Here is a 21,885-nt window from a genome sequence, read left to right on the forward strand (position 1 = left end):
CTCCTGCAGGAAAGCAATCCGACGGAGACCCAGCAGCGACTCTTGAGTCGCGATGCGGCTCCGGGATTGCCTGCGGAAAGCGTGGGCGCCGGAAGGACGAGTTCGAACATGTTATTTGTCAACAAGCTGAGATGACGCGTGTCATCTCCTTTTTTTACAATTTTTCAATAACCGTTTTCGGGTCGACACGTTCTGTATAGTCAGCAGGCACATCACTGAACGAAATCGTTCCATCAGATTGGATGATGAACGTGGCCGGTTTCGGCAACTGCCAATCCTCGTTCCCGTTATGTGCATCGACATTTAGTCCAGATGCTTTATAAATATCAATCAAGTAATCTGGTATGTCAAAGACGAGGTCGAATTGACGTGCGACAATATTATCAACATCACTCAATACATAAAAATCAAGTTCATTCTTTTCTTTCGTCGAAAGGGAATAATCCGGCGTTTCCGGACTGATCGCGACAAGAGTCGCGCCTTTTTCTTGAATCGTTGCCAACTCGCGCTGGTAAGCGCGGAGCTCGAGGTTACAGTATGGGCACCATCCACCTCGGTAAAATGTGACGATGACTGGTCCATTTTCAAGGAGCGTTTTCAAATTGACGGTTGTCCCGTCCGCGTGAGGCAATTCAAACGACGGCGCTTGATCTCCAACTGTTAACCCTGATGCGATTCCTGAATCTTTCAATTCTTGAGTCGCCTGAGCCATCAATCGTTGCTTCTCGGCAGGTGCCTTTTGTTTAAACTGATCTTTATACGATTTGATTTCTTCCAATAATGAATTCATGCTTTGACCCCCTTTTCCGATATGGTAACTCAATTTATTGGTAAATACGAATAGTTTGATTTGTTCAATCAAACACAACGGTGAAACTCCATTTCAAATTCCGAAAAATAATTTTCGAATAATTCAATCAACTCTTCATATGAGATGACTTTTGACCGATATGGTGAGTAACCCAAGGGAGATTCGACTCATCGAACTCGCTTGAACATTTTATTCGGGGTAAGGAGATGTTTTATGAAACAGAAGCGTACGATTAGTATCAAGCAAAAGTTAATTGTCTTATCCGTTCTATTATTACTTATTCCAGCCACATTGATTGGAATCGTCGCCTATTCGCAGGCGAAAGGTAAAATCGAATCTCAAATGATCCAGTCCGCCAATTCGGGGGTAGACCGGATGAACAACGAGGTCACAAACCTCATCGAACCGATTCAAACGGACATCTCATTTTTTGCAAATCGGATTGATGGTTCAATCTATGAAGAGGGAGAAGCGAATCAAGCGTTAGCAGAGAAGTTTACCGAGTATTTGGAGACACATCCAAAAGTGACGAACATCTACTTTGCTTCAGCAGAAGGCGCGATGACGATCTATCCTGAACAGGAATTGCCAGAAGGATATGACCCACGGACTCGTCCATGGTATGAAGCGGCTGAAGCAAGTGGACAGGATGTTGCCATCACGAATCCGTACGTCGATGCCGCCTCTCAAAAAATGATGATCACGGTTTCGAAGAAGACTTCAGACGGTCGTGGTGTAGTGGCTGTAGACGTCGATGTGAACGATATCGCTGAAGTGGCGTCCACCATTCAAATCGGGAAAGAAGGATACGTTGCCATCTTCGACCAGGCCGAACAAGTCGTCATTCATCCGTCGACGGCTGTCGGTGAAAAGATTGATGAATCTTGGACAGAATCGCTCTTTGCCAAGGAAGAAGGGACCCTGTCTGCATCGGAGAATGGGGAAGGTGTGGAGAAGGCATTCGTGACGAACCCCATCACCGGATGGAAAATTGCCGGAACGTTATATGACGGTGAGATTCAAGACGAGACAGTCGGCATTCTTTGGACAACTGGATTCGTCATCATCGGGATGTTCGGGATTGCAGCCATTCTTCTCTACTTTGTCCTCCGTTCAATCTTACGTCCGTTGCGTTTATTGACAGAGGGGGCAGAACGGATCAAATCAGGTGATTTAACAGAGCCGATCACCGTCTTATCAAACGACGAAATCGGGCGTGTCTCAGAGAGTTTTAACGAAATGAGCGATTCACTTCGAATGGTATTACTCCGTCTCGATGATTCAATCAGTCAAGTTGCCGCATCGTCACAAGAATTGATGGCCAATTCGGCACACAATACGGCCTCATCGGAACAGATTGCTCGCGCAGTTGATCAAATGGCAGTCAGCGCCGATGGCTCGAAGCGACAACTCGACGACAATGCGACATCGCTCCAAGCGATCACATCGGGCATCATGCGAATCTCAGAGAGTTCAATGGACGTTTCTGAACTTTCACGCGAAACCTCGAATGAAGCGGAAGACGGTTCGACGACCGTGAAAGAGAACGTGAAGCAGATGCAGGCGATCGATGCATCTGTCGTGACATTCGAGGGTGTCATTCACTCATTGGCACATCGCTCAAACGAAATTGGAGAAATCGTCACGGTCATCAATGGAATCGCTGAACAGACGAATTTGTTAGCCTTGAACGCTGCCATTGAAGCGGCACGTGCGGGTGAGAACGGCAAAGGATTCGCGGTCGTTGCGAGCGAGGTGCGTAAACTCGCAGAACAGTCACAACAGTCGACGAAACAAATTGCGGCGTTGATTGATCGAATCAAGCATGAGACGGAACAGTCTGTACAGTTGATGCAGGAAGTATCTACTCATACGAAAGCCGGGTTGGCGTCATCTGAGATGACAGCAGACCGATTCGAGAAAATCAAGGAGCGGACAGTGGCGATGACACCACGGATTGAAGACGTGACCGCAACCGTCGAGGAAATTGCGGCGAACGTTCAGGAAGTGGCAGCGACGGCATCACAAATCGCCGACATCGCCGATGAGAATTCGAGCGTCTCGAAGCAAGTGGCGGCGACGACCGATGATCAATTGAGATCGATTGAAGAAGTATCACAGTCAGCAAAAGCACTTGCGACCATGGCCGAGGAGTTACAAGACCTCGTCTCGCGGTTCAAACTGTAAACGACAATGAGGCAGAGCGGAGCGCTCTGCCTCATGTTTTTTTAACAAAAGTAGGCGAGAATTCTCCCTTCTCTAAGCGTCTCGGGGCGAAGCCCGGCGTAGGTGGGGGATGAATCGCCCGATCCAAACGTCTTCTCTCCCTGTGACAGATATCACGAACAAAAGTTCGTGATTACGTCAGATTCTCCCCCCCCCCCGCGGGTATCGGATGAGGAGGACACATCACAATCTTCTGAAGGGAGGATGGACGGACATGCTGAAAGGCTACACATACAGGCTCCATCCGACGCCGGCACAGGCCGATTTCTTGGTCCGGACGATCGGCTGCACACGCTTCATCTACAACAAGCTGCTCGAGGACCGGATCGCCATCCGCGAGGAGGCGAAGGCGGGGAGCGGAACGAGACGGAAACCGGCGACACCCGCCTCCTACAAGCCCCTCTTCCCGTTCCTCGCCGAGGCGGACAGCCTCGCGCTCGCGAACGCGAAGCTGAACCTCGACACCGCGTTCGCGAAGTTCTTCGCCGGGATGGGCGGCTTCCCGGCCTTCAAATCAAGACGGCGGTCGCGCGCCTCCTACACGACGAACAACCAGCACGGTACGATCCGTATCGAGGCGGGCAAGGTCCGTCTGCCGAAGGTCGGGTTCGTGCGGTTCACACAACATCGCCCGTTCGAGGGCGTCATCCGGTCGGCGACGGTGTCGATGACGAGGACGGGCAAGTTTTTTGTCTCCATCCTCGTCAAACAGGACGATGCACCATGGATTCCAGCCGAGAACAAGGTCGGGATCGATCTCGGTTTGGAGCACTTCGCCGTCATGACGAACGACGAGATGGTCTCGGAGAAGATCGAAAACCCACGCTTTCTCCGAAAATCCGAAGCGAAGGTCAAGAAGGCGCAACGGGCGCTGTCGCGAAAGAAAATCGGAAGCAAGAATCGTGAAAAAGCCAGGCTGATCCTCGCCAAGAGACACGAGAAAATCGCCAACCAACGCAAGGACTTCCTTCACAAACTGTCGAGACGGATCGTTGACGAGAACCAAGTCATCGTCGTGGAGACATTGAAGTCGAAGGACATGATGCAAAACCATAAGGTAGCGAAGTCCATCGGGGACGTCAGTTGGTACGAGTTCGTCCGTCAACTCGAATACAAATCAAACTTCTACGGACGGACGCTCATCAAGGCGGATCAATGGTTCGCATCGACGCAGATCTGTTCTTCTTGTGGTGAGAAAGGTCAGAGGAAGACGATGAATGTCCGTGAATGGACATGTGCCTGTGGCGCGCATCATGATCGTGACATCAACGCGAGCATCAACCTGTTGAGGCTGGCCGACTGACAATCCTTCAGGGCAGGGACTGCCCGACGAGCTTGGTCCATAACCGTGGCTAGTGAGAGCACGGTCTTCCCAAGAAGCTCCCCCTTCCATTTGCGAAGCAAATAAGTGGTGAGTAGTTCACAGGATCGGACTAAGAAGGCGTGACACCCCTTCACGGGCGCGCACCGTCCATTTACGGGATTCATAGTCTTCCACTGTATAGGTGCGACTGACCGCAGTGTCGGTCTCGAATAACGAAACGAGTTCGAGGGCGACCCTCTCATCATAGATGAGTGCGTTCACTTCAAAATTGAGACGGAAGCTTCGAGCGTCCAAATTTGTCGTCCCGACGGTCGCGATCTCATCATCGACGACGAGCGTCTTCGCGTGGAGAAACCCTTCATCATACAGATAGACGTTTGCCCCGTAGTCGAGGAGTTCCCCAAGGAACGAGAGGGACGCCCACATGACGAATGGATGGTCCGGTTTTCCAGGGATCATGATATCCATCTGAACGCCAGAATGGAGTGCCATTTTGCAAGCGTCCATAAAGCTTGTATCTGGAATGAAGTATGGCGTTTGAATGACGACCCGTCGTTTGGCGGACATGATCATCTTGATCATCATATTCTTCAAATGTTCCGTATCCGAGTTTGGTCCACTCGTGACGATTTGCATCGGAGAATTTTCTTTAATGTCATGTCGCGCAAAGCAGAAGGCATTTTCAGGATCATGTTTACGGTGACCAGAATAATTCCAGTCCAATATGAATCGGTGTTGTAAATTGTAAACGACATCTCCTTCGACACGCAGGTGCGTGTCACGCCAATAGCCAAATTTTTCGACTAAACCTAAATACTCGGTACCGACATTGAATCCACCGACATAGCCGATTTTCCCATCGATGATGACGACCTTTCGGTGATTTCGGTTGTTCAACTTGAAGTTGATGATCCCGAGTGTCGGTGGGAAGAAGACGCGCACCTCGCCATCGTTCGCAATCAACTCTTTAAAGTCCGAGTTCCGAAGACTACGTGAGCCGACCGCATCGTAAAGGAGTCGAACTTTGACGCCGGCTTTCGCACGCTCGATCAACTCTTTCAACAGTGCCTGACCGAGAGCGTCACGCTGGATGATGTAATATTGAATATTGATCTCCGTCTCGGCCGAGCGAATGTCATCCATCAACGCTTTAAACTTTTGTTCGCCGTCGTGCAAGATGAGGGAACGGTTATGTACACTGATCAACGATTTAGAAGATCGTAAGTTCATTTGAAGCAGTTGGTCATACTTTTCAAACAGCGGCTGCGCGAGCTGGGTTTGGCGCGTATGAATTTGTTCAAGTTGCGCTTCGACTTGAAGCGAATGGAAGGAACGTTCTTCTACACTTAAATTATAGAAGTTATCCTTTTTAAGTTGTCGCCCTAGGAAGAGATAGACGATAAAGCCGAGCACTGGTAAGAAAAACAGGACAAGAAGCCAGGCCCAGGTCGCGCCGACGTCACGTCTTTCGGCGAAGATGACGGCGAGTGCGAACAACATGTTTAACCCGAGGACGATATAAAGTCCCCAACTGAAAATCATAGACCAATCCAACGACATACACCCCTTTATAATCGATTCATAGCTTAATCATACATCAAATGAGGGAATAGGATGCTATCAAATGAAATAGGGGGAGAAGATGATGAACATGGAAGTCGTATGGAAGAAAGGGATGGCGTTTGAAACACATACGCCATCAGGACACACGGTAATCCTTGATGCGGCGGATGATGTCGGTGGGCTTGATACAGGCCCTCGTCCGACAGAAATGTTGCTTCACGCGACCGCATCCTGTACAGGAATCGATATCGTGTCGATTCTGCATAAGATGCGCCAGCCAATTGAAGCATTCGAAATGAAAATCGATGGGTTGCGGGCGACCGATCATCCGAAACGCTTTACAGCCATTCACATCTTGTATATCCTGAAAGGCGAGTTATCGGAAGAACGAGTCCGACGAGCCATCGAATTGTCCGTTGAGCGTTATTGTTCCGTATCGCATAGCCTTAATGCAACGTTGACGTATAGTTATCAATTGAACGATGGAGACGTCACTCCATTTGATTTTGGCGAGTGAGCAGGATGGTTGAAAGGCATGTTGTTCTCCGTTATATTTGTATTTCAAATACTGTATAACTAAAGGAGGACGTTATGATTCGACTCGCGACGAAGCGCGATGCTAAACACATCGCGAACCTAATCGAACAACGAGCCGTAGTGCTAAATGAACAAGGAAGCGACCAATGGACCGAATATTTGGAACAGGACCTCGTAAAGCGTGTGCGCACTGACATTGCTGAAGGCAGTGTATATGTCTTTGAAGATGACCAACAAATTTTAGCTTCAATCGCATTGTTACCTCCAGATGAGTGGGATGATCACTTATGGGACGACAGTGAGCGTGGACAATATATCCATCGAATCGTCGTCAGCGAAAAACTAAAAGGGCAAGGTGTCGGACAGCAACTCATGGAGCATGTCTTAGAGGAAGCCGATGAAGAGGAACCAATTCGTCTTGATTGTGTCGCTGACAATGAATTTCTAAATGATTACTATCCACGTTTCGGTTTCGTCTTTGTCGATTCACGAAACGGGTACAATACGTTCGAGTACAGATTAGATGAGAGCATGAGTGCATAAGGGTCATTAGACCCTTTTTTTGATATAATAACAAAAGCGAAAAGGAGGGTTTTATATGATTAAAACCATGTTGGTAGGATTCGGATTCTCGGCAAACACGTTCCATTTGCCGTTCTTAAAGGCCATCGATTCATTTGAAGTGAGGGGGGTCGTGTCATCGCGCCCGGAAGAAGTGCAGGCTGAATTACCTGATGCCACGGTATATACGACATTAGACGAGGCGCTTCAATCGGATGCTTCTCTATATGTCATCACGACACCGTCGCATTTACATAAAGAGATGATTGTTGCCTGTCTCGAGGCAGGAAAAGATGTGCTCGTTGAAAAACCAGCATTTCTGACAACGGAAGAAGGATATGAGTTGATGAAACTTGAAGCGAAATCGAAGGGCATCGTCAACGTTTATCAAAACCGTCGTTACGACGGAGACTTCTTGACAGTTAAGTCGTTACTTGATTCGAATGAAATAGGAGACTGGAAGGTGGTTGAATCTCGATTTGATCGTTTCCGTCCGAATGTACGTGACCGGTGGCGTGAAAATGCAGGACCCGGTTCAGGTATTTTATTCGACTTAGGAAGTCATCTGATTGATCAAACTCTCGCCTTGTTTGGAAAGCCAGATTGTATTCAAGCAGATGTGATGATTCAACGGGATGGCGGACAATCCGATGATGGGTTTCATCTGACATTCTATTATGGTGAAAAGCGAGTATACCTTCGTTCGAACCCGTTCATCGCTGGAGAAACACCTCGGTTTGAAGTGCACGGCACGCATGGAAGTTTCGTGAAATATGGACTTGATCCTCAAGAAGAGGCTCTGAAGCATGGCAAGTTAGAAAGTGATTTATTAGAGACTGGCGTATTATCGAAAGAAGAGGTTGCATCGATTCAAATCGAGAAAGGGAGCTATTTGTCGTATTATCAACAGTTGGCCCATAGTTATGAAGTACGGCAACCAGTCGTTTCATTACAAGATGCAACATTGACAACCCGCTTGATTGAACTTTCTCGTCAATCCAGTGAGACAGGAAAAGTACTCACAGTAGATTGACACGCTTTTTCGTTGATTTACTAAACCGGTGATCAATTCACAATTGGAAAGAACGTGCGATGATTTCTTTGTGAACGTGTCGACACTTTTCTATTGTAAGAACAATCATACGAGTCATAATAAAAAATCGATGCCGCTGAACAATTCGTTCGAGCGTGCATCGATTTTTTGATTAGGCCGCATCTTCTTCTGTCGATTCGACTTTTTCCGTATGACGGACAATCGGGAAATTTTTGAACAAACGACTTCCAATCAAGCCGAAACCGATCCCAAGGATGAACAGCACGACGGCTGTGAAGGTGACCGTTTGCCAATCGTTGAAACCATACATGACTAGAAGTCCCGGAATCCCGGCTGCCGAACCCGGCGCATCGTTGATCATACCGGTCATGGCGACAATCAATCCGGCGATGGCTCCACCGACAAAGTTGACACTGTAAATCGGAATCGGGTTAGCAGAAATGAGGTCAGCTTGCGTCAACGGTTCGATGGCGACAGAGAGCTGATCTTTCTTTGTGCCGATTTTCAATTGACGGAACAACAAGTAATTCATTGAGATGGACGCGGTCAACGCGAGCGCGGCAATCGCCATCGGGACCCCGGTCAAACCGAGCATCGCCGTCAAGGCCATCGAACTGAGAGGTGATGTCGATACGACCGTGACGATCCCTCCTAAGACGAGACCCATGACGACCGGATTTTGAGTTGCTGCGAGTTCGATGACAGCTCCGATTTGTTCAAGTGTATTTGTCACGAGTGGGTCTACCCCGGTCGCGACGAGACGGGCGAGCGGTGCCATCACGATGACGTAGAAAATCATATCGACGCCGGTCGGCAGATAGCGATTGATTCGAGTGCCGGCTAAAGCCAAGATGTAACCGGCGAAAAATCCAGGAAGGATTCCGAATCCTGATACGGACAACCCGATCATCAAACTATAGACGGGGTTGATCCCGAGTGCGATGGCGACGAGTGCCGCAGCGGCAGGACCCGACAAGGCGCCTGCCGCCTGACCGACTTCTTCATAAAGAGGGAGTGGTAGCAATCCGCCGATGGCATACGCATTAAACGCTTCGACGAGGAAACTCGCGATGGCCGCTCCAGCAAGGGCGCCCATTGCCTTCATTCCGAATGGCGCCTTATAACTAAACAGCGTGAACAAGGCGAGGATGAGCAGTAAAAGTGCGATTCCTTGAATAATGACCATAAACTCTTCCTTCTTTCTATCTCTATTTATTCATAATTTATTCTATATTCGTGCATAGAAAGACTTCTGTAAAGCCATTTTCAGAAGAAAAATCAAAATTGAACAATGATACCGGTTACAATTAGAAAATCCAAATCAAGAAAGCGTTTTCTTTGAAAAATGACATCAATTCTACAAGTTTGTACGTGTCGAGCCGCATGAGATTGGGAACAGATAGAGGAAAGACTTTTCAAAAAGTATTGGTCGAGGAGGATGAATCATGCAGAACGAAGACAGACCGTGGCATGCGCTCGAAGTAGATGAGGTGCGAACCCATGTGGAGACGGATCTTGAATCAGGTCTGACAACAGAAAGTGTCACAAGTCGTCAAGATGAATTCGGCAAAAACGTGTTGCCGGAGAAAGAAAAAACCCCTGAAATCATAAAATTTCTAAGACAATTCAATGACGTTCTCGTGTATGTCTTATTAGCGGCTGCCGTCGTCACAGGATTCTTAGGAGAGTACATTGACACGATCGTCATCGTGCTAGTCGTCACGATTATCGGCGTCGTCGGATATCTTCAAGAGAATAAGGCCGAAGAGGCGCTAGAAGGAATCAAAAAATTGTTAGAAACAAAGGCGACCATCGTTCGAAACGGCAAGCAATCCGAAATCGACTCGAGTGACCTGGTCGTCGGGGATGTGCTTGTGCTTGCTGCCGGTGACAAAGTGCCGGCCGATGCCCGTGTCGTGCAAGCCGAAAAGTTTAAGGTCGAGGAATCGGCGTTAACGGGAGAGGCGACGACTGTTGAGAAAAAATCAGACGTCGTGAAAGAAGAAGCGGTATTGGCCGACCGGAAAAACATGGTGTACTCGGGAACGAGTGTCGCGACGGGAAGTGCAAAAGCTATCGTGACAGCCATCGGTGAAGGGACAGAGCTCGGTCAAATCAACGCTTCGATTTCAGAAGTGCAGACCGTCAAAACCCCTCTGATTCGCCAGACGACCAAGTTTGGTCAAACAGTGTCCATCGCCATCTTGATCATCTCCGTCGTGATTTATGCGTTCGGCTACTTTTTACGGGATTATGAACCGGTCGAATTGATGCTGACGACAATCGGTCTTGCCGTTGCGGCAATTCCTGAAGGATTGCCTGCCGTCATCTCCATCATTTTGGCGCTCGGCGTCCGAAATATGGCCGAACAAAAAGCGATTGTCCGAAGTCTACCATCTGTCGAGACGTTAGGTGCTGTATCTGTCATTTGTACGGATAAGACGGGTACATTGACAAAAAATGAGATGACCGTCAAACAAATCGTGACAGCGAAGCATGATATCGAAGTCTCCGGTAGCGGATATGCCCCGAATGGAGATCTCGAATTGAATGGTCAACCGTTTGACTTGGATGATGATGAATCCATGATTGACCTGTTAACCGTCGGGAAGACGTGTAACGATTCTCAGTTGAATGAAGAAGACGGCGACTGGGTCATCAACGGTGATCCAACCGAGGCTTGTCTGTTGACGGTTGCTGAGAAGGCTGAGCGCCCAATCGAACGTTTAAAAGTCATCTCCAAGATCCCGTTCGATTCTGAATATAAATACATGGCGACGCTCGTCGATTACAAAGGAGAGCGAATGATATTCGTCAAAGGTGCCCCGGACCGACTCTTTGATATGGCTTCGTCTGAAGACTTTAAACAAGACTATTGGGATGAAAAACGAAAAGAGATTGCAGACCGTGGTCAACGCGTTCTGGGTGCCGGCTTGAAACGTGTCGACAGTTCAAAAGCGTCAATCGACCATGAAGATGTTGAAGATGGTCTGACTTTCCTCGGATTGTTCGGAATCGTCGATCCACCTCGACAAGAGGCCATCGATGCGGTCGCCGCGTGTCGTGATGCTGGGATTCGAATTAAAATGATTACGGGAGACCATAAAGATACCGCTGTCGCGATTGCAAAAGAACTAGGCATGGAAGTGGAAGGCGCGCTCGAAGGTCGTGAATTGACGGATATGACAGATGAAGAAATCAAAGAGGCGTCCGTTCATAACGATGTATTCGCACGGACCAGCCCTAACGACAAGCTTCGTCTCGTCAAAGGATTGCAAGAGAACGGTCTGATTACATCGATGACAGGAGATGGTGTGAACGATGCGCCTGCCTTAAAACGTGCTGACATTGGGGTAGCAATGGGAATTAAAGGGACGGAAGTAGCGAAAGAAGCATCTCAGATGGTTCTCGTTGATGACAACTTCAAAACAATCTATAACGCCGTTCGAGAAGGGCGACGGGTGTATGATAACTTGAAGAAAACCATTCTCTTCTTGCTTCCGACAAACGGTGGTCAAGCGTTGCTTGTGGCAATGAGTATCTTGCTCGGAGCGGCCGCACCGCTCAGTCCTGTGCAGATTTTATGGGTCAACATGGTCGTCGCGATTACCCTCTCCTTAGCGATCGCTTTCGAGCCGCTCGAAGAGAGTACGATGAAACGACCGCCACGTCCGGCCAATGTGCCGCTACTCAGCCGATACTATATCTTCCGCGTCACCTTCGTTTCGATCATTATCGGGGGCGGTAGTTTATGGATCAACTACATGCTCGGGGATTTCGACTACTCGACCGAGAAATTACAAACGATCACCTTAAATGCCATCGTCATGGCACAGCTTTTCCACTTGTACAACTGCCGTACGGAGTTGGCACCTGCATTCAACCGTCATTTCTTTGACAATAAGATTGCGTTTCTCGTATCGGCTTTACTCATTGCCCTACAATTGTTCATCACGTACGTACCGTTTATGCACACGTTATTCGGTACCGCTCCATTAACGTGGGAAGATTGGATTTATCCAGTGGCATTTGGTGCCGTCGTCTTTATCATCGTTGAAATTGAGAAGGCGATCTCCAGACGTGTCATCGGCAACCGGAATATACACTGATACGTTTCATTCATGTGAAAAAAGGATAAACAAGTGGAGTAAACATGAAGGAGGGATACGATGAAGCGTGACGAATCACAACCAGGGGTTCACCCGGATCCGCTACCGGATGATGAATCGAACCCGGCGCAAAAACCGGCTCCGACACAGCATCCTGACCCTGATCCAGAGGAAGAATCGAACGAATAAAGCGTGTAACAGGTAAAAGATCCTCCTAGCTGAATAAGCTAGGAGGATCTTTTTGAGTTGGTTTATGACGTTGACTTTACAGAGCGGCTATTTTGTAGCCGATTGAATGCTTTCTCGTTCATATGTTCCGTGATGACAAAATCACCGACCGGGCATTCCCATTTCCCTTTTGCGACAACACACTCGCGCAATGTCACTTGGTCATCGTATAGATCGAGTTCCAATGTGTCTTTCAAAAACTGATCGACCTTTTGGTTTGGCACTTTTACATATTCATTGAATTCGAGTTCTTCATTTTTGACAGTCACGTAAGAGGTGACTTGGAAATAACGCATGTGATGGTCTCCTTCATTAAAAACTAATTTCTAGTATAGCCGTTTCTGATGAAAAACGGGTACTCAATGTTTCATTTCAGCCCGCTCACGCTTCGGAGGTGCTTCATTGAACGGTTTTTGATGGCGAATCATGAGCCAGAAAATGAGACCGAACAACGGGATATACGGGAGCGGCCATAAACTCATTTTATAGCGTTTCGCATCCCGATTCATTAACGTGATTTGAATGAATGCCAACAAGAAGAAATCAACGGTCATCGTACGAACAAATTGATTGTTCTCCACATATGACCAGTATTCAGCAACATTTCCGGTATTGGCTGCAGCGATGAACAACCCGATTGTCACCAGTAAAAGCACAACGCCGAGGATACGGGTCGGCAGTGGTTTGACCGGGGTCGGATAAGGTGACTGTCTCGCAAATGCCAAATAAGGAGCAAGCAGAAATCCCCCAACGAAAAAACTACTGATGGCGGCGATAAGTGGATTTGGTTTGAGCTGGTTCACTTCTGACCAAAGAAGTGGAAACATCGCCAGGGGAAACACCCCTAAGATACTAAAGAGCGATAGAGAATAGCCTTCATACGCCTCGGTATTATATGTCACAAAATCGAGAAGAAAGCGTCCGTCGAACGGGACATTTGGACCGATGACGGCGAATGCAATTGCCAGTCCCCAAGGAATCAATAAGAATTTTCTTGTCATACGAACACCTCGTCAATGGTTGATAGTTGTAGTATACCCTCTTTTGGAGACACGAAAAAATGAGAAGATGCCTGACGCATGTTCTCATTTATTTTCACGTGCATACGTTTTAATCATCGTGACGAGTTGCTGAGTTTCGTCAGCCTTCACATCAAGCATGATCCCATAATCATACAGCGAGCCCGTTTGGCCACGGTGTCTGACATGTCCCATGAGTTCGATCGGTTGAAGCGTCGGAACGAGGTCGAAAAGAAAATGGACCTGTAAATCATCAGAGAGTGGGAAGAGATAGTCCGAACGCAGTTTTAATCCATGAGAACTTACATTGAGGAGCAATCCTTCCCCATCATAAAGTTCTTTTTCTTCCCAAACAAGTCGATAAGGGATGGTACGGGGATTCGGTAGGATATAGCGGAACGTCTCCTGTCGGCGATAACGCATCAATTCACCCCATTTCTTTACTTCTTTTATCGGTAAAATTGAATTCAAAATGAAGTGGAAAATTGTATAAAATTAAAGTGTACTCGCTTTACAAAAGTGAAAGCGCTTTCTATAATGGATGTACGATTTGAATAGGGAGGAGATCAGATGAATGTCCATGATTTACTCCGACGTTACTCGATTCAATCACCAGTCATCTATGAAAAAAAACGTAACGGGGAGTGGGTTAAACTCGAGCGCTTACCTGCTTATACCATTCTTGAAGTCGAAACGAACGATCATACCATCGAGGCGGTCGCCATTGACGCGTTCAAAGCGATTACCGTCTGTCGAGAGTCGGCGTCGATTGAAGAAGCCCGTCCGTATGCTGTGCGTATCCAGATCGAACGACCATAGGAAAAGCCGTAACTTCAACATGAAGTTACGGCTTTTCTTATGCGGCGTCCTGTTCGGTGTCGTCTTGTGGATTTGTCCGTTTTGCGTAATACATGAACGGTGTCGCCATCCACGCGATCACAAACTTGGCCACGTATGTCGTGATAAAGATGTTCCACCAAATGTCCCATTCCATTCCCCAGAATGCGATGATACAGAACGTGAACGTATCAATCAATTGGGATAAGACGGTCGAACCCGTCGTACGGAGCCAAAGCTTTTTCTCACCCGTTTTTGCACGAATCTTCGAATAGACGAAGACATCGAACAATTGAGAGACCAAATAGGCGGCAAGGCTACCGAGTGTGATCAATGGCAGCATCGAGAAGAGTGCCTCGAAGCTTTCATGCATGAACAGAGCCTCTTCAAACGGCTCATATAAAAGTGCATATTGCATGAGTACCGTTGAGACGATCAAGATGAAAAATCCGAGCCATACGCCTTTACGGGCAGCCGCTCGCCCATGTTTTTCGTTCAAAATATCGGTTGCCAAGTAGAGCGAACCGTAGACGATGTTACCGAGCGTGAAAATGTATCCGCCAATTACAATCTGTTGCGTGACTTGAATGTTTGCAACGACCGAAGCCATCGCAATCCAAGCATATAAGCCGACTCGTCCGAATAACTTGTAACTGAGGACGAGTAGTCCGAGTGTAAGGATGGCAGAAGGAATCCATAACCATTCGTTTAGCATGAATCATGCTCCTTCCTCTAACTATTCAATGATTTCAACTTTTCAAGTTTATAGAGGAACGGAAATGATGTCAAGGAGAGGGGGGAGGGAGAGGGTCCACTTAAGTAAACACTGTAAAATTAAATAACCTTCTTGTATGTCAAAAAAGTGCTAGTGGAAATTCCCTGTGAAATGCAATCGTTCGACAAATTGATGCTCGCGACATGAAAATTAGGAAAGTGGGAACAAAGTGGGAACAGGCAAAAAGAAAGCACCTCCTGTCATAAACAGGAAGTGCTCTGAACCGCTTGGTTGAGCGGTATTCTTGATGCCTCCGACGAGAATCGAACTCGTGCTGCAGCATTACCATTGCTGAGGTCTGCCACTAACCTACAGAGGCGTTACACCAACTATGTTACACAGATTATTCGTCGTTTTCAAGCTTTTTTAGAATAATAAGACCTCCAATCTTCGATAAAGGAAGACTGGAGGTCGAATGCTACATCATTATTTTGTACGGATCCAAACGGCACCTGCAGAGTTGTCTTTCGCTTCACCGACTACGTCAATGACGAGACCGTATTGCGGAAGTTTGCGTCCTGCATCTGGAATAAGCGAGTTGATGTAAGAGTTTGCATCATTGAACTGCTTCACGCCAGGCTGTGCTTTGTAATCGTACACGCCACGACTCGGTGAATCGATATACCAAGCGAGCGTCTTATCGAGACTGAACGCCGCATCAGCAATTTGGTAACGTGTACTACCTGCGACTGTCTGTTGACCGTTCAAGTTACCGATGAGCGCTTCAGGATGTGAATCGACGACACCGAGGAAGCCTTCACCAGGGTGGACACCGACCCAGTTGTCTGTGAACGAGTCATCACCATACCAAACGACAAGACCAGTGTTATATTTCACGCCGCGGCCGTTGAGAAGACCCATATCCGACCCGGCGTGGTTACGCCACTCAAGGTAGTAATAGTGTGGTTTTGAATCGTATCCGTCTGAAGAGACGAATCCATCGAGCGTCACGGCTTCAGCGCCTTCCGCATCATCTGCGAAGAGTGTTGCTGATTCTGATTTGATTGACAAGTTGTCGACTGCGAAGCCTTTCATAGCGACACCGCCGTCTGTCACGTATTCAAAGACGATTTGAACATCTTGTCCAGCGAATTGTGAGAGGTCGTATGATTTGTTGACCCATGCACCGTTCGTCGTCTCAGCAGGGTAGCCTGCTTCGTTTGCGCCGTTGACGTCGTCACCGAATACATCGAGAACGACTTCTTGACCACCACTGAGGGCTTTGATGTACAAGTAATCATAGTCCGATTCGACTTCATAGAATGAATCGAATGCGAGGACTCCGTCCGCACCGAGTTTCACAGCTGGTGTTGCCATCTCAGTATGGATGTCGTCACCTTTTGTCGAGTAATAGTAGCGATCGCCATAAGCTGGTTCGATTCCTTTAATCTTCTTATCAGGAAGGTTGACTTTGACGATGCCTGGGTTGTTTGATTTCGTCACAGATTGGTCGAGTTGTGCGACGAACCCTTGGGAGTTGATGTCTTCAAGGTCGACTTCTGTGATGTTTGCCCAGTTTCCACCCATGATTTTTTGGAAGTATTCTTTGTTTTGTGGTGAGAAGCTTGTTGGCTCCGTACCAGCGACTTTACCAGCCCAGCTACCGCCACTCATGATCGACCATGATTGTACCGGCTCACCTTGACCTGTGTACTGCGTATCGTACTCATCTGGAAGACCGAGGTCATGTCCGAACTCGTGTGCGAAAACGCCGACCGCACCATCTTCAGGTTGAATCGTGTAATCATATGCAGCCATTTTCCCACCCCAGTAAGGAACTGCAGCTTCTGTGTTGGCTACTGGATAAACACCGTTAAGAACCCAGCGATGTGACCATACCGCATCGTCACCGAGCGCACCGCCACCCGCTTCTTGACCAGTCCCAGCGTGGATGATCATCAAGTGGTCAACGAGACCGTCCGGCTCATTGAAGTCACCGTCTCCATCCAAATCGTAAAGGTCGTATTGATCATGTTCTTTCAAATCGATTCCAGATGCGACCGCAGCATTCAACGCATCTTTGACGAGTTGACGTGGTCCTGGTCCGACGTTATCATGTCCGCCATCACCTTTGTCAGCTCCATAGTCTTTCGCGGTTCCCGGAACGGTCAACCACTCCGAAACCTCACCATCGACCGTATAACTTCCGCCTGATTGTTCTTCATAGTATTGTTTGAACGTTTGAACCTTTTCACCGTTAAAGAGTTCAAATTGTTGATCACCGAACATATACTTTTCGTAATGTTCTTTACTGAAGTTATCGCTGTACATATAGCCCGGCTCTTGGATGATGTTATTGTGTTTGAAGTCGCTGTACTCGACGAGGAGAACGAGGACTTTATCTTCACGTACCGAACCATTGTATGCAGATTGCTGGGCAGGAGATACTTTTACTTGACCGTTCGGTTTCCCTTTACGGTAATTTCCTTGCCCTTTTTTCGCTTTATCAAGAATTCGTTTTGATTCCTTTTCGAATTGAGTATGTATCTTCTCTTTTGCTTTCGAAGCCTTCTCGTTCACTTTGTCGTCGTGCTTATGTGGATCTTTCGCTTCACCTTGTTTTTTCGCGATATACGCATCGACTGCTTTCATGCGTTCAGATGCGGACAATCCTTTTTTGATGACGCCACGTTTCTCGAGAGCTTTCGCGAGACGCTCTTCATCGATGATGTTGTGGTCGAATGGAGCGAGCTCGCTCGTTGTCGGAACCGATGGTGCAACCGAGAGGGGTGCAGCACCAGCTGCCGGAACGATACTGACTGTCATGGCAGATGTCATGAGAGCCGCGAGTGTCGTTCGACGGATGGAACGTTTTTTCATTTGTGTGAACCTCCTGTTAAAAAATAATGGGAAAATGTGTGAGCTTGTTGTAAATGTACTCTTTGTGTCTGATTAATGTCAATATTCAGAAAATAATAAACAAAAAAGGAGTCTAAAGACCTATTTAGTTCAATTTGACTAAATAGACTTAGACTCAAGGTCGATATATCCATAATGGAACTTCGACGTTTTACGTTTTATGTGAGTGAAACCGTACCGTTCAAAGGTATCGCTCTCAAAATGCGCCTTCAAGACAATTCGTTTCTTGGCTACTCGTGTTGCTTCGGTAATCAATTCTTGCGTGAGAGGGGAAGTGTCGGCGATTGTGCGAAGTGGGTTCAGATGAACCGATTCTGAAATCGTCTTTTCAAACATCGGATCAAAGTAGATACAATCAAACGAATTATCCGCACACGTTTTTAAATAGTCGAGAGAGTTGGAGTGAACGACCTCAATGCGTCGCATCGCCTCATTGACCTGCTCATCTTTTTCGACCCACACGGACATGCCTTCTCGGACGAGTTGTGCCGTAATGAACTGACTCTCAAGGCCGATAACTTTACCGTTTGAACCGGCGACATGGCTCATGACGATACTGTCCGAGCCGAGTCCGAGTGTACAATCTAGAATATGATCACCTGGAGTTGCTTGCATGGCGTCAATGAGTGGGTCTGTTCCGCCTCGGCTCAGTTGCTTCACCCGAAAGACGGAGCTCGATGGGTGGAAAAAGAACGGTTCTTTACTATGCAGAGGTGTGAATTCGACACGTCGTTTATCAAATACAAGTACATCTCGTTGATGACGTTTCTTCAACTCGTCGATGGAAAGTTTGCGCCGGTCGACAAATGTTATCTTGTACGCTGCGGCATGCGAATGTGCTCGAGATAAGACATCATCTGTCGGACGTAAACAAGTGGTTACAATATACATGATTCGGGCTCCTTCATAAAAAATGAGACGCAGGTGCGTCTCATTTTTTCTTGCTGAGTAAGTCTGATAATTCATCGATGAGTGCTTTATGAGAAGCGAGTTCTTTCTTCTTCTCGTCGTTCACGTTCATCGGACGTTTTGAACGGCTTTGTAGCGCTTCAAGCGTTTCATCGATTGACGATTTCAACGTATCGCGTTCTTCAGGTTTCAAAGATACTTCGTGCGGATTTTCACCAGAAGCATCTAATTCGCGGAGACGTGCCATCAATTGCTTTGCCTCGCGATTCAAATCGATTAACAATCTGTCAATTTGTTCCAATCGTAATTTGATCCCATCACGTTCTGTGAACATCTGTTTCACCTCTTTTTGCGGTTTAACCCTAAGGTCTCTTCCTGTTTACTTTACCATAAAATTTGTTAAACGAAACTACCGGGAATATATTCCATTTATTTTGACTGTAAGAAACATTGTTTCTCTATCCCTACACGAAGTTCACCTGCTATACTAACTGAGCTGATTAAGGAGGTGGGCGGATGGAAACAACAAATCATCCACCAAAAGCGCTCAAAGGAGCGATTGTGTCGATTACGGCATATTTGATCTTATCTATACTAAAGGTATTCTTCGGATACTTATATGAATCTGAGGCGGTCCTAGCCGATGGATTCAACAATACGACGGATATTATCGCATCGGTCGCCGTCTATATCGGCATTCGGGTTGCGGCATTGCCTCGGGATGCCGAGCATAAATATGGTCATGCGAAGATGGAGACGATCTCTGCACTCATCGCTTCATTGATTATGATTGCGGTCGGTGTTTTCGTCTTCTTTAACAGTCTGTCGAATTTAATCGGGGGCGAGTATACAGAGCCGAACCAGTTGGCGGCGGTCGTCGCCTTCGTCAGTGCGCTCGTCATGTTCGGGGTGTATCGGTTCAACTTGAACCTCTCGAAGAAGACAAAGTCATTGGCACTTAAGGCTGCGGCGAAAGACAATTTGGCCGATGCGATGATTTCAGTCGGAGCCACGCTTGGTGTGCTATTTGCTTATTTCCAACTGCCCTGGATGGACACGGTCTTAGCAATTGTGATTGCCGGCATGATCATCCGGACAGCGATCCAAATCTTTTTAGATGCCACCCATCAGCTTTCTGACGGGTTCCCTCCTCACCTCGTCGAGTCCTATGAGGAGACGATTGAACAATTTGAGCGGGTGAAAGAAGTTCGGGAAATCAAAGGGCGTCATCTAGGGAATCACGTGATGCTCGATGTGACGATTGCAGTCGATGGCGATTTGACCGTGGACGCGGCCCATGAATTATGTGATGACATCGAACGGAAATTAGATGAACAGCATGCGGTCGACTCGGTGCATATTCATATCGAACCGATTTGACGTTCGGTTATCTTTTGCGCTTCATGAAGGGATTCGTTTATAATAAGCGCAGACAGATATTGAACTACTAGTTAAGGAGGGCACGGGATGAACATCGTGCGTCAACCTATTCGCCAGATTGATGAGATTGAATATGAACATTTTCAGAAGTATGGAGAAAACGCATATGGCGTTTCTGCTGAAGAGTTGAAAGGGATCCTCGAAGAAATGGGGTCCGAGCAACTTTATCACGCAGAAGAGCATAGTTATGGTGAGGACTTCTATTACGACTTGATGGTCGATGACAAACTGGTCGGTAAAGTCTTGTTGCTCAAGCTCGCCCGAGTGTACCAACTCGACCTGATGGTGTTCGATGCATACAAAAACAAAGGATATGCGACGGAAGGTTTGCGACTTGCCTTATTGGACTCCAATTTGATGGATGGACAAACGGTCCGGGCAGGCATCCCGCCGACGAGCCCACATCAACAAGAGATGCATCAAGTGCTCGTTCAAAACGGATTTGAAAAGCGAAACGGTCTTTATTATTTAAATTTCAAGAAACGATATGTAGTAAACCATTAAGCTGACGGCGTCGCGCACGTCAGCTTTTTTCATATGGAGGGGTAAGGATGAAGCAAGTCACCATTAAAGACATTGCCGAGCTCGCTGGGGTCGCAAAAAGTACGGTCTCACGCTATCTGAACGGTGGGTCGGTCGGCAAGGCAACAAGGGAAAAACTCGACCGGGTCATTCGAGATACGAATTATGAGCCGAATCAGTTCGCGCAAAGTCTCAAGTCGAAGCAGACGAAGATGATTGGGGTCATCGTTCCACGGCTCGATTCGTATGCCGCCTCACGGACGATGATGGGGATTGATGAACAGCTCACGGAACGAGGATATCAAATGCTCGTCGTCAATACAGCGCAACAGACGGAACGAGAAATCGAACAGCTATATAATTTGGCGAAACAAAAAGTTGCCGGAATCATCTGGCTCGGGACGACGGTCACAGAACGTCACCTTGAGGCGATTGAGACGATTCAAATTCCCGTCTTGTTGATCGGGCAACAACATGACAACGTGCATAGTCTCGTCTATCCGGACCATGAAGCGGCCTATGCGCTCGGCACACGATTCACGGAGTGGGGTCATCGAAACGTTGTCTATGTCGGGGTGTATGAATCGGATATCGCTGTCGGTCAAGCACGCCGCGACGGATTTTTGAAGGCGTTTCAAGAGTCAGAGTCAAATGTCAACATCATTCAAACGACGTTTAAGATTGAGGACGCCATTCCAATTGGTGAACAGTTGGCGGATGAGGTCGGCACTATTTCCTTGATCGTCTGTGCGACCGACAACATTGCGTTAGGCGTCTTGAAAGGATTAGCGAATCAAGGGGTCTCTGTCCCAAGAGATGTCTCTGTCAGTGGATTCGGTGGATATGATTTCACGGAAGTCCTGCATCCATCCATCACGACGGTGCACCTACCTTATCGCCGAACTGGGGCGAAAGCAGCTGACATGATGCTACAGCTCTTACACGGTGAACACGTCCCAATGAAAACGTTCACAATTTTTGAATTAAAAGTGCGCGAAAGCGTTGACAAGTTGAATTAAATCGTTTACATTTGTGTTGCGGAACCGGTTCCGCAACATTTTTTAATCTAAAATGGAACCGGTACCAATCGTATAAAGAACTCATATGATTT

At 47.4% G+C, this 21,885-nt stretch carries 21 protein-coding genes and 1 tRNA gene; 11 read left to right on the plus strand and 11 right to left on the minus strand.

Going from position 1 to position 21,885, the window contains the following annotated elements; all coding sequences use genetic code 11:
- Nucleotides 1-154: 154 nt before the first annotated feature.
- Nucleotides 155-790, minus strand: a complete 636-nt coding sequence (locus EAT1B_RS00840) for a peroxiredoxin-like family protein (protein WP_012726221.1) — start codon at nt 788-790, stop codon at nt 155-157.
- Nucleotides 791-1,024: 234 nt separating this feature from the next.
- On the opposite strand from EAT1B_RS00840, the gene EAT1B_RS00845 reads away from it, so the two are divergent.
- Nucleotides 1,025-2,998 carry a methyl-accepting chemotaxis protein gene (locus tag EAT1B_RS00845; RefSeq protein ID WP_012726222.1) on the plus strand — a complete coding sequence of 658 codons (1,974 nt, stop codon included), beginning with the start codon at nt 1,025-1,027 and terminating at the stop codon, nt 2,996-2,998.
- Between the two features lie 253 nt (nt 2,999-3,251).
- Nucleotides 3,252-4,340 (plus strand): IS200/IS605 family element RNA-guided endonuclease TnpB, encoded by a 1,089-nt coding sequence (tnpB, locus tag EAT1B_RS00850; protein WP_012726223.1) that lies wholly within the window; start codon nt 3,252-3,254, stop codon nt 4,338-4,340.
- A gap of 117 nt (nt 4,341-4,457) precedes the next feature.
- Here tnpB and cls read toward each other — a convergent pair whose 3' ends face one another.
- A complete protein-coding gene (gene cls, locus EAT1B_RS00855; RefSeq protein ID WP_012726224.1) occupies nt 4,458-5,903 on the minus strand; it encodes a cardiolipin synthase in 1,446 nt (481 codons plus the stop codon).
- Nucleotides 5,904-6,006: 103 nt separating this feature from the next.
- On the opposite strand from cls, the gene EAT1B_RS00860 reads away from it, so the two are divergent.
- The 3 genes from EAT1B_RS00860 (at nt 6,007) to EAT1B_RS00870 (ending at nt 8,055) form a co-directional block, all read left to right on the plus strand.
- Nucleotides 6,007-6,441, plus strand: coding sequence for an OsmC family protein (locus tag EAT1B_RS00860; RefSeq protein WP_041917890.1), 435 nt, complete (start codon nt 6,007-6,009; stop codon nt 6,439-6,441).
- A gap of 74 nt (nt 6,442-6,515) precedes the next feature.
- A complete protein-coding gene (locus EAT1B_RS00865; RefSeq protein WP_012726226.1) occupies nt 6,516-7,004 on the plus strand; it encodes a GNAT family N-acetyltransferase in 489 nt (162 codons plus the stop codon).
- A 55-nt stretch (nt 7,005-7,059) separates the two neighbouring features.
- Entirely contained in the window at nt 7,060-8,055 is a 996-nt protein-coding gene (locus EAT1B_RS00870; RefSeq protein ID WP_012726227.1) for a Gfo/Idh/MocA family oxidoreductase, read from the plus strand.
- 172 nt (nt 8,056-8,227) lie between these two features.
- On the opposite strand, the gene EAT1B_RS00875 is transcribed toward EAT1B_RS00870, so the two are convergent.
- Complete coding sequence (locus EAT1B_RS00875) at nt 8,228-9,262, minus strand: PTS sugar transporter subunit IIC (RefSeq protein WP_012726228.1); 1,035 nt, start codon at nt 9,260-9,262, stop codon at nt 8,228-8,230.
- A 259-nt stretch (nt 9,263-9,521) separates the two neighbouring features.
- Here EAT1B_RS00875 and EAT1B_RS00880 point away from each other — a divergent pair, with 259 nt between their 5' ends.
- Both EAT1B_RS00880 and EAT1B_RS16125 read left to right on the plus strand, forming a co-directional pair.
- Nucleotides 9,522-12,185 carry a cation-transporting P-type ATPase gene (locus EAT1B_RS00880; RefSeq protein WP_012726229.1) on the plus strand — a complete coding sequence of 888 codons (2,664 nt, stop codon included), beginning with the start codon at nt 9,522-9,524 and terminating at the stop codon, nt 12,183-12,185.
- A 60-nt stretch (nt 12,186-12,245) separates the two neighbouring features.
- Nucleotides 12,246-12,374: a hypothetical protein gene (locus EAT1B_RS16125; RefSeq protein WP_012726230.1), complete on the plus strand. Its 129-nt coding sequence runs from the start codon at nt 12,246-12,248 to the stop codon at nt 12,372-12,374.
- Nucleotides 12,375-12,436: 62 nt separating this feature from the next.
- Here the strand turns inward: EAT1B_RS16125 and EAT1B_RS00890 are convergent, their stop codons facing one another.
- The 3 genes from EAT1B_RS00890 to EAT1B_RS00900 all read right to left on the minus strand — a co-directional run bounded on the left by EAT1B_RS00890 (nt 12,437) and on the right by EAT1B_RS00900 (nt 13,855).
- Nucleotides 12,437-12,709 carry a hypothetical protein gene (locus EAT1B_RS00890; protein WP_012726231.1) on the minus strand — a complete coding sequence of 91 codons (273 nt, stop codon included), beginning with the start codon at nt 12,707-12,709 and terminating at the stop codon, nt 12,437-12,439.
- 63 nt (nt 12,710-12,772) lie between these two features.
- Nucleotides 12,773-13,414 (minus strand): hypothetical protein, encoded by a 642-nt coding sequence (locus EAT1B_RS00895; protein WP_012726232.1) that lies wholly within the window; start codon nt 13,412-13,414, stop codon nt 12,773-12,775.
- 84 nt (nt 13,415-13,498) lie between these two features.
- Nucleotides 13,499-13,855, minus strand: coding sequence for a PilZ domain-containing protein (locus EAT1B_RS00900; RefSeq protein ID WP_012726233.1), 357 nt, complete (start codon nt 13,853-13,855; stop codon nt 13,499-13,501).
- 147 nt (nt 13,856-14,002) lie between these two features.
- Here EAT1B_RS00900 and EAT1B_RS00905 point away from each other — a divergent pair, with 147 nt between their 5' ends.
- Entirely contained in the window at nt 14,003-14,251 is a 249-nt protein-coding gene (locus tag EAT1B_RS00905; RefSeq protein WP_012726234.1) for a hypothetical protein, read from the plus strand.
- 37 nt (nt 14,252-14,288) lie between these two features.
- Here EAT1B_RS00905 and EAT1B_RS00910 read toward each other — a convergent pair whose 3' ends face one another.
- From EAT1B_RS00910 to EAT1B_RS00930, 5 genes are all read right to left on the minus strand, one after another.
- Nucleotides 14,289-14,984 carry a queuosine precursor transporter gene (locus EAT1B_RS00910; protein ID WP_012726235.1) on the minus strand — a complete coding sequence of 232 codons (696 nt, stop codon included), beginning with the start codon at nt 14,982-14,984 and terminating at the stop codon, nt 14,289-14,291.
- A gap of 308 nt (nt 14,985-15,292) precedes the next feature.
- Nucleotides 15,293-15,363, minus strand: a tRNA-Thr gene (locus tag EAT1B_RS00915).
- 107 nt (nt 15,364-15,470) lie between these two features.
- Nucleotides 15,471-17,849: an immune inhibitor A domain-containing protein gene (locus EAT1B_RS00920; protein WP_369794325.1), complete on the minus strand. Its 2,379-nt coding sequence runs from the start codon at nt 17,847-17,849 to the stop codon at nt 15,471-15,473.
- A 153-nt stretch (nt 17,850-18,002) separates the two neighbouring features.
- Nucleotides 18,003-18,794, minus strand: a complete 792-nt coding sequence (locus tag EAT1B_RS00925) for a class I SAM-dependent methyltransferase (RefSeq protein WP_012726237.1) — start codon at nt 18,792-18,794, stop codon at nt 18,003-18,005.
- A gap of 40 nt (nt 18,795-18,834) precedes the next feature.
- A complete protein-coding gene (locus EAT1B_RS00930) occupies nt 18,835-19,146 on the minus strand; it encodes a hypothetical protein (RefSeq protein WP_012726238.1) in 312 nt (103 codons plus the stop codon).
- A gap of 182 nt (nt 19,147-19,328) precedes the next feature.
- Between EAT1B_RS00930 and EAT1B_RS00935 the strand changes: the two genes are divergently transcribed.
- The 3 genes from EAT1B_RS00935 (at nt 19,329) to EAT1B_RS00945 (ending at nt 21,793) form a co-directional block, all read left to right on the plus strand.
- Complete coding sequence (locus EAT1B_RS00935; protein ID WP_012726239.1) at nt 19,329-20,192, plus strand: cation diffusion facilitator family transporter; 864 nt, start codon at nt 19,329-19,331, stop codon at nt 20,190-20,192.
- A gap of 87 nt (nt 20,193-20,279) precedes the next feature.
- A complete protein-coding gene (locus EAT1B_RS00940; RefSeq protein ID WP_012726240.1) occupies nt 20,280-20,756 on the plus strand; it encodes a hypothetical protein in 477 nt (158 codons plus the stop codon).
- Between the two features lie 47 nt (nt 20,757-20,803).
- Nucleotides 20,804-21,793: a LacI family DNA-binding transcriptional regulator gene (locus EAT1B_RS00945; protein ID WP_012726241.1), complete on the plus strand. Its 990-nt coding sequence runs from the start codon at nt 20,804-20,806 to the stop codon at nt 21,791-21,793.
- Nucleotides 21,794-21,885 lie beyond the last annotated feature (92 nt).

Origin of the sequence: Exiguobacterium sp. AT1b (assembly GCF_000023045.1) — a bacterium.
GTDB lineage: Bacteria > Bacillota > Bacilli > Exiguobacteriales > Exiguobacteriaceae > Exiguobacterium.

Bases quoted from the DNA above. Each gene is read 5' to 3' on its own strand.
- EAT1B_RS00865 (WP_012726226.1), top strand. From the start codon at position 6,516: ATGATTCGACTCGCGACGAAGCGCGATGCTAAACACATCGCGAACCTA.
- EAT1B_RS00940 (WP_012726240.1), top strand. From the start codon at position 20,280: ATGAACATCGTGCGTCAACCTATTCGCCAGATTGATGAGATTGAATAT.
- EAT1B_RS00935 (WP_012726239.1), top strand. From the start codon at position 19,329: ATGGAAACAACAAATCATCCACCAAAAGCGCTCAAAGGAGCGATTGTG.
- EAT1B_RS00910 (WP_012726235.1), bottom strand. From the start codon at position 14,984: ATGCTAAACGAATGGTTATGGATTCCTTCTGCCATCCTTACACTCGGA.
- EAT1B_RS00845 (WP_012726222.1), top strand. From the start codon at position 1,025: ATGAAACAGAAGCGTACGATTAGTATCAAGCAAAAGTTAATTGTCTTA.
- EAT1B_RS00905 (WP_012726234.1), top strand. From the start codon at position 14,003: ATGAATGTCCATGATTTACTCCGACGTTACTCGATTCAATCACCAGTC.
- EAT1B_RS00895 (WP_012726232.1), bottom strand. From the start codon at position 13,414: ATGACAAGAAAATTCTTATTGATTCCTTGGGGACTGGCAATTGCATTC.
- EAT1B_RS00875 (WP_012726228.1), bottom strand. From the start codon at position 9,262: ATGGTCATTATTCAAGGAATCGCACTTTTACTGCTCATCCTCGCCTTG.
- tnpB (WP_012726223.1), top strand. From the start codon at position 3,252: ATGCTGAAAGGCTACACATACAGGCTCCATCCGACGCCGGCACAGGCC.
- EAT1B_RS00870 (WP_012726227.1), top strand. From the start codon at position 7,060: ATGATTAAAACCATGTTGGTAGGATTCGGATTCTCGGCAAACACGTTC.
- EAT1B_RS00900 (WP_012726233.1), bottom strand. From the start codon at position 13,855: ATGCGTTATCGCCGACAGGAGACGTTCCGCTATATCCTACCGAATCCC.
- cls (WP_012726224.1), bottom strand. From the start codon at position 5,903: ATGATTTTCAGTTGGGGACTTTATATCGTCCTCGGGTTAAACATGTTG.
- EAT1B_RS00880 (WP_012726229.1), top strand. From the start codon at position 9,522: ATGCAGAACGAAGACAGACCGTGGCATGCGCTCGAAGTAGATGAGGTG.
- EAT1B_RS00925 (WP_012726237.1), bottom strand. From the start codon at position 18,794: ATGTATATTGTAACCACTTGTTTACGTCCGACAGATGATGTCTTATCT.
- EAT1B_RS16125 (WP_012726230.1), top strand. From the start codon at position 12,246: ATGAAGCGTGACGAATCACAACCAGGGGTTCACCCGGATCCGCTACCG.
- EAT1B_RS00860 (WP_041917890.1), top strand. From the start codon at position 6,007: ATGAACATGGAAGTCGTATGGAAGAAAGGGATGGCGTTTGAAACACAT.
- EAT1B_RS00840 (WP_012726221.1), bottom strand. From the start codon at position 790: ATGAATTCATTATTGGAAGAAATCAAATCGTATAAAGATCAGTTTAAA.
- EAT1B_RS00945 (WP_012726241.1), top strand. From the start codon at position 20,804: ATGAAGCAAGTCACCATTAAAGACATTGCCGAGCTCGCTGGGGTCGCA.
- EAT1B_RS00930 (WP_012726238.1), bottom strand. From the start codon at position 19,146: ATGTTCACAGAACGTGATGGGATCAAATTACGATTGGAACAAATTGAC.
- EAT1B_RS00890 (WP_012726231.1), bottom strand. From the start codon at position 12,709: ATGCGTTATTTCCAAGTCACCTCTTACGTGACTGTCAAAAATGAAGAA.